The following is a 12,765-nucleotide window of genomic DNA, read 5'->3' as shown; positions in this document are numbered from 1 at the left end:
CCTGGCCGGGCTGCGGTCGGCTGCCCGCTGCTCGAAGGCCGCGCAGCTCCCGCTCCTGGGACCCGCTCAGCCCCACGTCCTCGACTCCTGGTCGTCCTGCACGCCGCTGTGACGACGAGGTGCCGTACCGGGTTCCTCCCCTCGATCCCGCGGCAGTCGCCCGGCCTTCGCGTTGAGGTAGCGCTGCTCGGTGATGCTCGTCGTGAGCCGCGCCGCCGTCGCGTACGCCTCCCGCGCCTCGTCGGTGCGCCCGAGGCGGTCGAGCAGGTGCGCGCGGACGGCGTGCAGCCGGTGCTGGCGGCGCAGCGCCGGGTCGTCGAGGAGCGGGTCGAGCAGCCGCAGGGCGGCGTCCGGACCGTGCTCCATCGCCACCGACACGGCGAGGTTGAGGGTGACGGCCGGCCCGGGCGCGATCCTGTCGAGCATCCGGTAGAGCACGCTGATCTGCGGCCAGTCGGTGTCCTCCCACCGCTCTGCCTCCGCGTGCACCGCGGCGATGGCGGCCTGGAGCTGGTACGGCCCGACGTGGCCGCGCGGCAGCACCCGCTCGAGGACGGCGACCGCCTCGGCCACCGCGGCCCGGTCCCACAGCGAGCGGTCCTGCTCGGCGAGGGGCACGAGCGCACCGTCGGGCGCCGTCCGCGCCGCCCGGCGGGCGTCGGTGAGCAGCATGAGCGCGAGCAGCCCCGCGCACTCGTCGTCCCCGGGCAGCAGCGTCGCGAGCCGCCGGGTGAGCCGGATCGCCTCGGCCGTCAGCGACACGTCGTACAGCCCTGCCCCGGACGTGGCCGTGTGGCCCTCGGTGAAGACCAGGTACAGCACCTGGAGCACCGCCGACATCCGCTCGGCGAGCTCGGCCGCGGTGAGCGTGCCGAACCGGGCGCCGGACTCGCGCAGCCGCGCCTTCGCCCGGCTGATCCGTTGCGCCATGGTCGGTTCCGGCACCAGGAAGCCGCGTGCGATCTGCTGGGTCGTGAGGCCGGCGAGCGAGCGCAGCGTGAGCGCCACCTGCGAGGGCCGGCTCAGGGCCGGGTGGCAGCAGAGCGCGAACAGGTGCACCTGGTCGTCGACGGGCGCCTCGCCGGCGGTGGCCGGGTCGGTGTCCACGCCGGCGTCCGCGGCCGGCGCGTGCAGCCGGTCCGCGGGCTCCCGCAGGACGGCGGCCCGCTCGCGCCGGGCCCGGGCGCTCTCGCTGCGGTACCGGTCGACGAGCCGGCGGTCCGCCACCCGGACGAGCCAGCCGGTCGGGTTGTCGGGCAGCCCGTCCCGCGGCCACTGCGTCGTCGCCGCGAGCATCGCCTCCTGGACGGCGTCCTCCGCGGTGTCGAGGTCGCCGCACCGGCGCACGAGCACCGCGAGGACGTCGGGTGCCGCCTCCCGCAGCACGTCCTCGAGCGGGCGCCGCGGGAGGCCGGGCCCGGTCACCGGCGGGGTCCGCTCACTCGTCCGGGCCACCGCCCCACATCGCCGGCCGCAGCTCGACGGCGCTGCCCGGGCCGACGAACTGCGCCGCGATCTCCTGCGCGCGCTCCGGGCTCGCGACGTCGACGAGGAAGAAGCCGGCGAGGTGCTCCTTGGTCTCCGCGTACGGCCCGTCGGTCGCGACGTGCCCGTCGGGCGCCCACCGGTAGAGGGTCGCCGACGCCGGGTCGGCGAGCGCCTCGGCGGTGACGAACTCGCCGGAGGCGACGAGGCCCTCCATGAGCGCGTCGAACGCGCGGTCGGCCTTCTCGCGGTCCTCGGGCGACTGGGCCCGGCCCTCGGCGGTGTAGTGCTCGGTCGGGTGCCCCCACGGCTCGGGGTTGGAGTGGATGAGGATGACGTACTTCACGGGCTCTCCCTGGGCGTCGGCTGCTGTCGGTGACTCGTCGGAGCGGTCGCGCCGTCCTCGACATGGTCCCCGAACCGGATCCGCCGACGAGTCCAGGGGGGCGCAGCGCCGCGGCCGCGGAATCACCGAAGACGTGGAGGGAACCGACGCGCCCGTGTGATCATCGCAGCGGTGACCGATCCGCACCGCCCTGTGGAGTTCGCCCGTGTCGCACGATCTCGTCCTGGTTGTCGCCGCCCTCCTCGGCTGGGGCGTCGTCACCGCCGCCGCCCACGTCCTCACCCGGTTCGGCCGCCCGGCCCCCGGACCGGCCTCGCCCGAACCGCCCGACGACCTCCCGCCCGGCGTGGTCGCGTTCCTCGTCGGCGGGCCGGGCACGGAGGCGGCGGCCGCGGCCACGCTCGTGGACCTCGCCGGGCGCGGGGTCCTCGTCGTCGACGCCCCGGCCGGCGGTCCGGCGACGGTCCGGCCGGGCAGACCCGTCGACGGGCTCGACCGTCTGGAGTCGCTCGTCCTGGCCCGGGTCCGGAGCCTGGGTCGTGGCGGTCCCGTCCCGCTGCCCGCGCTCGCCGCCCGGGCCGGGGCGCCCGAGGAGGACGACGTGCGCGAGGCCGTCGTCGAGGCGACCCGCGCCCGCCGGCTCACCTGCGCGCGCGCCGGGTGGGTGCTGCGGTGCGTCCTCGTCGCGGCGGCCCTCGTGCCTGCGCTGGCGGTCGGTGCCCTGGCCGTCGCCAGGGCGGAGGACACGACGGAGCCGGGGAACATCCTGTTCGCCGTCGCGGCGGTGACCCTGGTGGTGCTGCTCGGCCCGGTCTGGGGACGCTTCGACGGGGAGCGGCTCACGCGCTCCGGACGGCGGGCGGCGTCCGCCTGGCTCGGGCACGGGACCCACCTCGGCCGGGACGAGCTCCTGCGGGCCGCGGCGCCGGCCGACGTCGCCGTGCAGGGGCGGCGGCTCGCCCACGCCCGGGCGCTCGGCCTGACCCGCGGACTCGACCGTCTCGTCCGGTTCGGCCGCGGGGACCGGGGCGTCGTCTGGTCGTCGTTCGGCGGCACGTGGCGGCAGGTGGAGGTCCGCTACCCGCGGGGCTTCCTCGCCGGGCGGTCCGCCGGCGGGACGACGCTCTACGGGCTGTGGCTCGTCGGCGTGGTGGCCGCCTGCACCTTCACCCTCTTCTGGGTCCCCGCCGCGGCGGGCTGGTCCCCGGACGGCGCCCTGCTCCCGGCCCTGCGCCTGGCCGGGGTCGTCGTCCTGCTCGCGGTCGGTGTCCGGGTGCTGCTGCGCATCGCCGCGACGGTGCTCGAGATCGGTGCCGAGCGTGAGGTCGTCGGCGAGGTGCTGTGGCTCGAGGAGCACCACGTGGGGCGCGGCGAGGACTCGGCGTGGGTCGAGACCTACCACCTGGCCGTCGACGACGGGTCGAGCGACCGGACGACGGCCTGGTCGCTGCCCGCCGACCTGCGGGACCGGTGCCACAGCGGTGACCACATCCGGATGACGGTCCGGCCGTGGAGCCGCACCGTGCGGGCGGTGGAACGGATCCCGGTCGCCGCGGCGTAGCCGACGTCGATCCGGGCCGGGCGGCTCCGACACGTGCTCGGTGGGCCGGCCGGCCCGCCGGAGCGACCGTCCGAGGAGCCGACATGTCCACCAGCACCGCGACCGACACTGGCACCGACATCCACACCGAGACCGACACCGCTGCCCTGCTCTCGACGCTGCGCGCGCAGCAGGCCCGCGTCGCGGGGATCCTCGACGGCCTGGACGACGAGGCGCTGCGCCGGCCGGTGCTGCCGTCGGGGTGGAGCTGCCTCGGGATGCTGCAGCACCTCACGTCGATGACGACGTTCTGGTTCTCCGAGGTCGTGCACGGCACCCACGGCGACGCCACGGCCGACGACGACCACGACGAGTTCGCCGTCCCCGACCACCGCCCTGCCGACGACGTCCTCACGACCTACCGCAGGGACGTCGCGGCGGCGACCGCCTCGGTCGAGGGGCTGCCCGCCGTGACGCCGCCCGCCTGGTGGCCGGAGGGCGCCTGGGGCGGGTGGCGGCTGACGACCCTCGCGGAGGTGCTCGTCCACGTGCTCGTCGAGACGAGCACCCACGCAGGGCACCTCGACGCCGTCCGCGAGCTGCTCGACGGCGCGGTGTGGGACTACGCCGAGGGCCGGCCGAGCGTCCCGACCGGTCCGGCCGCGGCCGTCACGACATGACCGCGGCGAGCAGGTCCTGGCCCAGCCGGTCGACGTCGCGCGCGTCGGCGGCGAGCACGACGACCTGCACGTCACGTCCGGGCACGCACGCCACGAAGGAGCGGAAGCCCCCGGTGCCGCCGTTGTGCCACAGCACCCGCTCGGTCGTCCCGGGACCGCGGCGCAGCGCCATCCACCCGGCGCACTGCTCGAGCGCCAGCCGGCTCGCGTACGGCTCGTGCGTCGCCCGGACGGCGCGCTGCAGCGCCGTGCCGCCGTCGCCGTCCTGGGCCCGCAGGAAGGCGAGCAGGTCGACCGCGGTCGAGCGCAGCGCTCCCGCCGCGGCGAGCACCGGGAAGTCCCAGTGCGGGACGGCACGTCCCCGGGCGTCGTGCCCGGCGGCGGTGCGGGAGGTGTCCTCGGGCCGCTCTCCGGGGTAGGTGTCGGCGAGCCCGAGCGGCAGGCAGACCCGTTGCACCACAGGGGTCTCCCAGGGCGTGCCTGCCCGGTGCGCGAGCGCGTGCCCGAGCAGGCCGACGCCGAGGTTGGAGTAGCGGGGTGCGCCGCCCGGTGCCCTGCGCCGTGTCGTCACGGCCGCGTGCCACACGTCGTCGAGCCCGAGCACGGCGTACGGGTTGTCGCCGTGCCCGCGGGCGCGCAGCAGCCACCGCGCGGGCAGCCGGGGCAGGCCGCTGCGGTGCGTCACGAGGTCCAGCAGGGTGATCGGCCGTCCGCGGACCGGCATCCGGACGCCGTCCGGCAGCAGGTCCTGGACGGGTTCGTCGAGCGCCACCTCGCCGGCGTCCGCCATGAGCATGAGCAGCGTCGCGGTGAACACCTTCGTCACCGAGCCGATCTCGAGGACCGTCGCGCCGTCCGGCACCCCGGCACGCTCGTCGCGGCCGCGGCCGAGCACGCACGTCGCCCCGCCGGCACCGACGGCCGCCACCAGCGCGGTGTGCCGACCGGCGTGCCGGTCCAGGACCGGGACGACGGCTGCCTCGAGCGCGTCGGGACTCATACGGGGGCCGACGACGGGCGGCGCCGACTGGTTCCCTGCCCCCGCGGTCAGCGCCCCATGAGCTCGGCGACGACGAGGCCCAGCTCCTCGCCGGCGTCCTCCTGGAGGAAGTGCCCGGCACCGGCGATCGTCGGGTGCTGGAGCCCGGCGGTGCCGGGCACCGCGGCGCGCAGCACCGGGGCCATCGCCCCGGTGATCGGGTCGCCGTCGCTGAACGCGACGAGGAACGGCTTGTCCCAGCGGCGCAGCACCTGCCACGCGGCCCGGTTCGCCTCGGTCGCCGGGTCGTCCGGGCGGGTCGGCACGAGCGTCGGCATGACGCGCGGGCCGACCTTCGAGGCCTCGTCCGGGAACGGGGCGTCGTACGCGGCCCGGGCGGCGTCGGCGAGGCCGCGGACGCACCCGGCCGCGACGAGCCGGCCGACGTCGAGGACCGGCGCCGCCTCGACCGCCTGCCGGAAGCGCCACCAGACCGGCGGCATGTCGTGGTCCCCCGTCGGCAGCCCGGTGTTCGCGGCGACGACCCGGGCGAACCGCTCCGGGTGCTCGGCGACGAGCCGCAGCCCGATGAGCCCGCCCCAGTCCTGCCCGACGAGCGTCACGTCGTCCAGGCCGATCCGGTCGAAGCACAGCTCGCGGACCCACTCGACGTGCCGGGCGAAGCTGTGGTCGGCCGCCGCGAGCGGCTTGTCGGACCGGCCGAACCCGACGAGGTCGACGGCGACCGCCCGGACCCCGCGCACCGCGAGCACCGCCATGACGTCGCGGTAGAGGAACGACCAGGTGGGTTCGCCGTGGAGCAGCAGCGCGACCGGCCCGTCGGCCGGACCGGTCTCGTACCAGGCCATCCGCAACGACCCGCCCCCCGGCGCGGCGACCTCCGCGTACCGCGGCTCGTGGCCGAAGCCGGGCAGGTCGGCGAAACGCGCGTCGGGGGTGCGGTAGGCGTCCATCCCGACAGTCTGCCGCGACAGCCGGCGCGGTGACCGCGCGGTGACCGCCCGGTGACCGTGCTGCGGTCGACTGGCGCCGACCACCGCGTCCCGGGAGCTGACATGTCGACCACCCTGCTCGTCCTCGTGCCGACCGCACTCGTCCTGCTCGTCGTCGGCGTCCTGCTCTGGGGCGTCGTCACCTTCAACCGGCTCGTCGCCCGGCGCCAGCAGGTGGAGGCGTCCGGCGCGCAGGTCGACGTCCAGCTCAAGCGCCGGCACGACCTCGTCCCGAACCTCGTGGAGACCGTCAAGGGCTACGCCGTCCACGAGCGCGGCACGTTCGAGGCCGTGACCGCTGCCCGCGGCTCCGCGGTCGCGGCGCTCGGCGGCCCGCGCGAGCAGCAGGCGCAGGCGGAGGCCGCTCTCGGCGGGGCGCTGTCCCGGTTGCTCGCGATCGGTGAGGCGTACCCCGAGCTGCGGGCCAGCGCCACCTTCCTCGCACTGCAGAGCGAGCTCGCCGAGACCGAGGACAAGATCGCCTACGCCCGGCAGTTCCTCAACGGCTCCGTGCAGGGGCTCAACACGGCGGTGCAGTCGTTCCCGACCTCGCTCGTCGCCGGGGTCACCGGGTTCGCCGCCGCCGAGTACTTCCGCGCCGGGGACGACGACCGCGGCGCCGTCGCGGTCCGGTTCTGAACCCTGTGGTCCCGGGCTTCGTCGGCACCGCCGTCTGGGCCGCGGCCCTCGCACTGTCGGCCCTGTGGGCGGTCGGCGTCGTGGCGCTCGCGCTGGGCACCCGGCACCGTGCGCCGGTCGCGGGTCCGCCCACGGCCGACCTGCCGCCGGCCGGCCTGCCGCCCGGCGTGGTCGCCTACCTCACGCAGGACCTCGTCGTCGGTGAGGACGCCGTGGAGTCGACGCTCGTCGACCTCGCCGCCCGGGGGCATGTCGACCTGCGACAGGCGGACCGCGACCCGCGCAGCACGACGGTGCACCTGACCGGGCACCGGGTGGCGGCCGGCGACCACCTGCTCCCCTTCGAGGAGCAGGTGCTCGGCCGGGTCGGTGCCGTGGTCCGCGGTGGTGTCGCGCCCGTCGCGGCGCTGCGGGCCCGCGGCGGGGAGGACGTCGCCGGCTGGTGGCGGGCCTTCGCCGCGCACGTGCGCGCGGCAGCCCGGTCCGCCGGTCTGACCCGGCCCCGGGTGCCGGTCTCGCGGCAGGTCGGAGTCGTCGCCGCGGCCGGCCCGGCGGCGCTCTCGCTCGGTGCGGCCGCCGGCGCGCAGTCCGGCACCGTCGGCGACGCGCTGGGCGCCGCGGCGGTCGTCACCGTCCTGGCCTGGGGGGCTGCGGCGGGCGCCGCAGGCCGGCTGCTGCGCGGCGAGACGTTGACCGAGGCGGGCCGGGCGCAGGCGGGTGCCTGGCTCGGGCTGGCGGCGTTCCTCCGCGGGGACTCCGCCTTCGCCGCGCAGCCGCCGGCAGCGGTCGCCGTCTGGGACCGGTACCTCGCGTACGGCGACGCCCTGGGGGTGACGACCGTGGTGCGGTCGGTGCTCGACTTCGGGCTCGCGGACCGACGTCGCGTCTGGTCGGCCTACGGCGGCACCTGGCGCGTCGTCCGCGTCCGCTACCCGCGCGGGTCCTTGTTCGGGACCGGGACGCCGACCCGCGTCGTCCGCGCGCTCTTCCAGGTGCCCGGGGCCGCGGTGCTGCTGTCGGCGGCCGCCGAGCTGCCCGCGTTCGCCGGCCCCGCCGACCGGGTGCGCTACCTCGCGCTCTCCGACGTCGCTGCCCTGGGGGCCCTCGGACTCGTCGGGAGCAGCATCTGGCTGCTGGGCACCGCTGTCCTCGACCTCGCCGGCCCGCGAGTGGTCGTCGGTGAGGTGCTCTGGATCTCGGTGGCCCGACGGCAGTCCGCCGACCGGGGCCGCGAGGGGCCGCCGCAGATGTACCACCTCGCCGTCGACGACGGCACGACCGACCGGACGCGGGCATGGGCGCTGCTGCCAGGGGCCCGGGCCGGTGTGGCGCCCGCTGACCGGGTGCGCCTGACGGTCCGGCGCTGGAGCCGGCGGGTGCTCGCCGTCGAGGTGCTCGCGTCTCCCGACACGGCGGCCCCGTCGCGGCCGGGTGCGGACGACGTCCGGACGGTGGTCGTGGAGGGACCGCTCGGCGAGGTCGCGTGGCGGCTGCTCGTCTCGAGGCCCCTGCGGCGTCCGCTCGGCGGAGCCGGCGCGGACGCGTACGTGGACGGCGACGCCCCGGCGCGGTGGGCGGTCGCCCGGGCCGGCGACCGGGTGGCGACGCTGGCCCTGCCGCTGCGGCCCGTCACCGACGAGGAGGTCGCCGACCGGCTGCGCTCTGCGCTGGCGGGCCGGACCGGGGTGCCGTCGTGACGTCGTGACGCTGTGACGTCCGGCGGCGGCCTCAGGCCGGGAAGGGCCGGGCCTCGTACGGCGTCGACAGGACGACGGTCGTGCGCGTCGAGACGTTGGCCGCGGCGCGGATCCGGGCGAGCAGCGACTCGAGCTCGCCGGGGGTGGCGACGCGGACCTTGAGGATGTAGTTCTCCTCCCCGGCGACCGAGTGGCAGGCCTCGATCTCGGGCAGGGGCGCGAGGTGCTCGGGGACGTCGTCCGGCGCGGCCGGGTCGAGCGGGGTCACCGAGACGAACGCCGTGAGCGGCAGGCCGAGCAGCTCGGCGTCGATGACCGCCGCGTACCCGGTGATGACGCCGCGCTGCTCGAGCCGGCGCACCCGCTGGTGGACGGCGGAGGTCGACAAGCCGGTCGCCTTGCCCAGGTCGGTGAAGCTCATCCGCCCGTCACGCGCGAGCAGATGCAGGATCTGCAGGTCTGTCTCCTCCATCCGGCGAAGGCTACAGGTCCCGACGGCGCGTCACCGGGGTCCTTGTCGTTTCACCGGCCGTCGGCAGAACCGGCACCCGGCCGCCGGACCGCGCGGTGCCCGCGGGTCGTCGGTGCCGGGTGGCAGGATCGCCCCGTGCCCGGTCTCATGCTCGTCGACTCCGCGTCCCTGTACTTCCGTGCCTTCTTCGGCGTGCCCGACAGCATGAAGGCCCCGGACGGGACGCCGGTCAACGCCGTCCGCGGGTTCCTCGACATGGTCTCGACGCTCGTGACCCAGCGCCGCCCGGACCGGCTCGTCGCCTGCTGGGACGACGACTGGCGCCCGGCGTTCCGGGTCGAGGCGATCCCGTCGTACAAGGCGCACCGGGTGGCCAACCCCGCGAAGAACATCGAGGAGACCCCGCCGGGGCTGCTCCCCCAGGTGCCCGTCATCGTCGACGTCCTCGCCGCCTTCGGCATCCCCCGCGTCGGCGGCGCCGGGCTCGAGGCGGACGACGTCATCGGCACCCTCGCGACCCGTGCGGCGGACGCCGGGGCCGGCCCGGTCGAGGTCGTCACCGGCGACCGGGACCTCTTCCAGCTCGTGGACGACGCCCGGGAGGTCCGGGTGCTCTACGTCGGCCGCGGTGTCCGCAACCTCGAGGTCGTCGACGAGAAGTGGCTCGAGGCGAAGTACGGCGTCTCCGGCGGCGACGGGTACGCCGACCTCGCGGTCCTGCGCGGCGACCCGAGCGACGGCCTGCCCGGCGTCGCGGGCATCGGCGAGAAGACCGCCGCCGCGATGCTCGCCCGCTACGGCTCGCTCGACGCGCTCATGGCCGCCGCGGAGGCCGGTGACCCGAAGCTCGCCCCCGGCGCGACGAAGAAGCTGCTCGCGGCGAAGGACTACGTGGCCGCCGCGCCGCGCGTCGTCCAGGTCGTCCGGGACGCCGACCTGCCGGTCGTCGACGACACCGTCCCGCGCACCCCCGTCGACCACGAGGCCGTCGTCGCGCTCGCCGACCGCTGGGGCATCGGGTCGAGCATCACCCGGCTGGTCACCGCGCTGTCGCTCTGAGCCCGGTCGCCGCGGGCCGGGTCAGACCACCGACGAGTACGCGACGACCCCGCGCCGGACGCCCTCGACGGCGTCCCGCGCCGTGCTCCGCAGCTTCTCGGCGGTGAAGTCGCCGAGCGCGACGGCCGCCGCCGCGCCCTGCTCGACCTGGCCGAGCAGGTCGACGACCTGCTTGCACCACCGGACGAAGTCGCCTGCCGTGAGGTCGGCGTCCTTGAGGACCGCCTCGAGCCGGTGCCCGCTCGCCCACCGGTGCACGGCCCAGACGATGCCGAGGTCGGGCTCCGGCGTCGGGTCGAGCTTGTGCGCACGCTCGTGGTCGTCGAGCGCGGACCAGATCCGGATCGTCTCGGTGAGCGCTTCCCGGACGGCCGGCGAGGGCATCCTCGGCGCGACGCCGTCGTCCCGGCGGGCCTCGTAGACGACCGCGCTCACGCAGGCGGCCAGCCCGGGGGCGTCGAGCCCGGTCCAGACCCCCTCCCGGATGCACTCCGAGACGAGCAGGTCGGACTCGGCGTAGATCCGGCGCAGCCGCTCGCCGTCCGCCGTCACCGTGTCGCCGGCGAGGTAGCCCTTCTCCGAGAGCAGGTCGCAGACCCGGTCGAAGACGCGGGCGATGGTGTTCGTCCGGCCCTCGATCCGCCGGGTCAGCTGGTCGGTCTCCCTTGAGAGCCGGTGCCAGCGCTCGGCCCAGCGGGCGTGGTCCTCGCGCTCGTTGCAGCCGTGGCACGGGTGCGCGCGCATCGCGGCGCGGAGCCGGTTGAGCTCTGTGTCGTCGGCGGCGGGCGAGCGGTCCTTCTTCGGGCGCAGCGGCTGGTCGTCGCCGGCGCTGCCGAGGGCGTTGCGCAGCGTCGAGGCGAGGTCGCGCCGGGACGTCGGGTTGCGGGAGTTGAACGTCTTCGGCACCGGCACCCGGGTCAGCGGCTCGATCGCCGAGTGGACGTCGGCCAGCGAGAGGCGCACGACCTGCCGGTCCGCGGTGAGCACCGTCGGCCGCGGGCCGTCGGCCCCGGTCGCCGTCCCCGGGTCGACGACGACGGCCCAGCCGGCGCGGCGGCCCGCGAGCACCCGGATGACGTCGCCGCGGCGCAGCCGCTCGAGCGACGCGAGCGCGTCGGCGCGGCGGTCGCGGCTCGCCGAGCGGGACAGGTCGGTCTCGCGGTCGGCGATCCGGCGGCGCAGCCGGGCGTACTCGGTGAAGTCGCCGAGGTGGCACTTCATCGCCTCGGCGTAGCCGGCGAGCGCCTCCTCCTGGCGGCGGGCCTGGCGGGCGAGCCCGACGACCGCGCGGTCGGCCTGGAACTGCGCGAACGACGTCTCGAGGATCTCCCGGGCCCGCGACCGGCCGACCTGGCCGACGAGGTTGACGGCCATGTTGTACGTCGGGCGGAAGCTCGAGCGCAGCGGGTAGGTGCGGGTCGACGCCAGGCCGGCGACGGCGTCCGGGTCGAGGCCGTTCTGCCACAGGACGACCGCGTGCCCCTCGACGTCGATGCCGCGGCGCCCGGCCCGGCCGGTGAGCTGGGTGTACTCCCCCGGCGTCACGTCGGCGTGGGTCTCGCCGTTCCACTTCACGAGCTTGTCGAGGACGACGCTGCGCGCGGGCATGTTGATGCCGAGCGCGAGCGTCTCTGTCGCGAAGACGACCTTGACGAGGCCCCGGGTGAACAGCTCCTCGACGACCTCCTTGAAGGTCGGCAGCAGCCCGGCGTGGTGCGAGGCGATACCGCGCTCGAGCGCCTCGGACCACTCCCAGTAGCCGAGGACGACGAGGTCCTCGTCGGGGATGTCCGCGCAGCGCGCGTCGACGACGCGGCGGATCTCCTCCTTCTCGTCCGACGTCGTCAGGCGCAGGCCCCACGCGAGGCACTGCGCGACGGCGGCGTCGCAGCCGGCCCGGCTGAAGATGAAGGAGATCGCCGGCAGCAGGCCCTGCCGGTCGAGGGTCTGGACGACGTCCGCCCGGCTCGGGGTGAGCTTGCTCTGGCCGCGCCCGCGGCCGCCGCCGTGCCCGCCGCGGCCCTTGGCCCGGCCGCGCTCGAACCGGACGTCGTCCCGGGCCAGCCGGCGCAGCTCCGGGTTGACCTTCGCCGGGCCGGACGTCGTGAGCGGCGTCCCGTCCGGTGCGGTGACGACCGGGGTGTCGTCGGCGAAGAGGTCGAACATCCGCTGCCCGACCATGACGTGCTGCCAGAGCGGCACCGGTCGGTGCTCGGAGACGACGATCTCGGTGTCCCCGCGGACGGTGTCGAGCCACGCGCCGAACTCCTCGGCGTTGCTCACGGTCGCGGAGAGGCTGACGATGAGGACGTCGTCCGGGAGGTGGATGATGACCTCCTCCCAGACCGCGCCGCGGAACCGGTCGGCGAGGTAGTGCACCTCGTCCATGACGACGTAGCCGAGGCCGTCGAGCGTCGAGGACGCCGCGTAGAGCATGTTCCGCAGGACCTCGGTCGTCATGACGACGATCGGGGCGTCCCCGTTGATCGTGTTGTCCCCGGTGAGCAGACCGACGGCCGCGGAGCCGTGCCGGTGCACGAGGTCGGCGTACTTCTGGTTGGACAGCGCCTTGATGGGCGTCGTGTAGAACGCCTTGCGGCCGGTCGCGAGCGCGAGGTGGACGGCGAACTCGCCGACGACGGTCTTGCCCGAGCCGGTCGGTGCGGCGACGAGCACGCCGCGGCCGTCCTGGAGCGCCTCGCAGGCGGCGACCTGGAAGGGGTCGAGGTCGAACTCGTACTCCCCGCGGAAGACCGCGAGCGGCGTGCTGCCCTGCTCGGTGCGCTCCGTCGAGGCCGCGTACCGAGCGGCCGGCGAGTCGTGCGAAGGGTCGTGCGCCGGCGTGCTCATGCCCC

At 76.0% G+C, this 12,765-nt stretch carries 11 protein-coding genes; 5 read left to right on the top strand and 6 right to left on the bottom strand.

Annotated features, from left to right (window positions below):
* Positions 1-66 precede the first annotated feature (66 nt).
* Together ECOMGDLI_RS22320 and ECOMGDLI_RS22315 are read right to left on the bottom strand one after the other, a co-directional pair.
* Positions 67-1,425, bottom strand: coding sequence for an RNA polymerase sigma factor (locus tag ECOMGDLI_RS22320; protein WP_088319114.1), 1,359 nt, complete (start codon positions 1,423-1,425; stop codon positions 67-69).
* A gap of 13 nt (positions 1,426-1,438) precedes the next feature.
* On the bottom strand, positions 1,439-1,831 hold the full coding sequence (locus ECOMGDLI_RS22315) for a YciI family protein (RefSeq protein ID WP_088319046.1): 393 nt from the start codon (positions 1,829-1,831) through the stop codon (positions 1,439-1,441).
* 205 nt (positions 1,832-2,036) lie between these two features.
* Here ECOMGDLI_RS22315 and ECOMGDLI_RS22310 point away from each other — a divergent pair, with 205 nt between their 5' ends.
* A complete protein-coding gene (locus ECOMGDLI_RS22310; protein WP_088319045.1) occupies positions 2,037-3,392 on the top strand; it encodes a DUF2207 domain-containing protein in 1,356 nt (451 codons plus the stop codon).
* A gap of 83 nt (positions 3,393-3,475) precedes the next feature.
* Entirely contained in the window at positions 3,476-4,051 is a 576-nt protein-coding gene (locus tag ECOMGDLI_RS22305) for a DUF664 domain-containing protein (RefSeq protein ID WP_088319044.1), read from the top strand.
* Here ECOMGDLI_RS22305 and ECOMGDLI_RS22300 read toward each other — a convergent pair.
* Together ECOMGDLI_RS22300 and ECOMGDLI_RS22295 are read right to left on the bottom strand one after the other, a co-directional pair.
* Positions 4,041-5,051 carry a serine hydrolase gene (locus ECOMGDLI_RS22300; RefSeq protein ID WP_088319043.1) on the bottom strand — a complete coding sequence of 337 codons (1,011 nt, stop codon included), beginning with the start codon at positions 5,049-5,051 and terminating at the stop codon, positions 4,041-4,043. The two genes, ECOMGDLI_RS22305 and ECOMGDLI_RS22300, sit on opposite strands and share 11 nt — an antisense overlap.
* A 47-nt stretch (positions 5,052-5,098) precedes the next feature.
* Positions 5,099-6,004: a haloalkane dehalogenase gene (locus ECOMGDLI_RS22295; protein ID WP_088319042.1), complete on the bottom strand. Its 906-nt coding sequence runs from the start codon at positions 6,002-6,004 to the stop codon at positions 5,099-5,101.
* Between the two features lie 102 nt (positions 6,005-6,106).
* Between ECOMGDLI_RS22295 and ECOMGDLI_RS22290 the strand changes: the two genes are divergently transcribed.
* Together ECOMGDLI_RS22290 and ECOMGDLI_RS22285 are read left to right on the top strand one after the other, a co-directional pair.
* Positions 6,107-6,682: a LemA family protein gene (locus ECOMGDLI_RS22290; protein ID WP_088319041.1), complete on the top strand. Its 576-nt coding sequence runs from the start codon at positions 6,107-6,109 to the stop codon at positions 6,680-6,682.
* A gap of 5 nt (positions 6,683-6,687) precedes the next feature.
* Positions 6,688-8,379, top strand: a complete 1,692-nt coding sequence (locus tag ECOMGDLI_RS22285) for a DUF2207 domain-containing protein (protein ID WP_143447843.1) — start codon at positions 6,688-6,690, stop codon at positions 8,377-8,379.
* A gap of 31 nt (positions 8,380-8,410) precedes the next feature.
* Here ECOMGDLI_RS22285 and ECOMGDLI_RS22280 read toward each other — a convergent pair whose 3' ends face one another.
* Positions 8,411-8,851, bottom strand: a complete 441-nt coding sequence (locus tag ECOMGDLI_RS22280) for an Lrp/AsnC family transcriptional regulator (protein WP_088283022.1) — start codon at positions 8,849-8,851, stop codon at positions 8,411-8,413.
* Positions 8,852-8,998: 147 nt separating this feature from the next.
* Here ECOMGDLI_RS22280 and ECOMGDLI_RS22275 point away from each other — a divergent pair, with 147 nt between their 5' ends.
* A complete protein-coding gene (locus tag ECOMGDLI_RS22275) occupies positions 8,999-9,910 on the top strand; it encodes a 5'-3' exonuclease (RefSeq protein ID WP_088319113.1) in 912 nt (303 codons plus the stop codon).
* A 21-nt stretch (positions 9,911-9,931) separates the two neighbouring features.
* Here the strand turns inward: ECOMGDLI_RS22275 and ECOMGDLI_RS22270 are convergent, their stop codons facing one another.
* Positions 9,932-12,760, bottom strand: a complete 2,829-nt coding sequence (locus ECOMGDLI_RS22270; RefSeq protein ID WP_088319039.1) for an RNA helicase — start codon at positions 12,758-12,760, stop codon at positions 9,932-9,934.
* Between the last annotated feature and the right edge of the window lie 5 nt (positions 12,761-12,765).

The sequence above is a fragment of the Kineosporia sp. R_H_3 genome (assembly GCF_002198675.1).
Lineage (GTDB): Bacteria > Actinomycetota > Actinomycetes > Actinomycetales > Kineosporiaceae > R-H-3.
This window is presented reverse-complemented; position numbering and strand designations above follow the sequence as displayed.

What these genes read in the sequence shown, in the direction of transcription:
- ECOMGDLI_RS22290 (WP_088319041.1), top strand. Translation starts at nt 6,107, where the DNA reads ATGTCGACCACCCTGCTCGTCCTCGTGCCGACCGCACTCGTCCTGCTC.
- ECOMGDLI_RS22295 (WP_088319042.1), bottom strand. Translation starts at nt 6,004, where the DNA reads ATGGACGCCTACCGCACCCCCGACGCGCGTTTCGCCGACCTGCCCGGC.
- ECOMGDLI_RS22300 (WP_088319043.1), bottom strand. Translation starts at nt 5,051, where the DNA reads ATGAGTCCCGACGCGCTCGAGGCAGCCGTCGTCCCGGTCCTGGACCGG.
- ECOMGDLI_RS22275 (WP_088319113.1), top strand. Translation starts at nt 8,999, where the DNA reads ATGCTCGTCGACTCCGCGTCCCTGTACTTCCGTGCCTTCTTCGGCGTG.
- ECOMGDLI_RS22270 (WP_088319039.1), bottom strand. Translation starts at nt 12,760, where the DNA reads ATGAGCACGCCGGCGCACGACCCTTCGCACGACTCGCCGGCCGCTCGG.
- ECOMGDLI_RS22280 (WP_088283022.1), bottom strand. Translation starts at nt 8,851, where the DNA reads ATGGAGGAGACAGACCTGCAGATCCTGCATCTGCTCGCGCGTGACGGG.
- ECOMGDLI_RS22305 (WP_088319044.1), top strand. Translation starts at nt 3,476, where the DNA reads ATGTCCACCAGCACCGCGACCGACACTGGCACCGACATCCACACCGAG.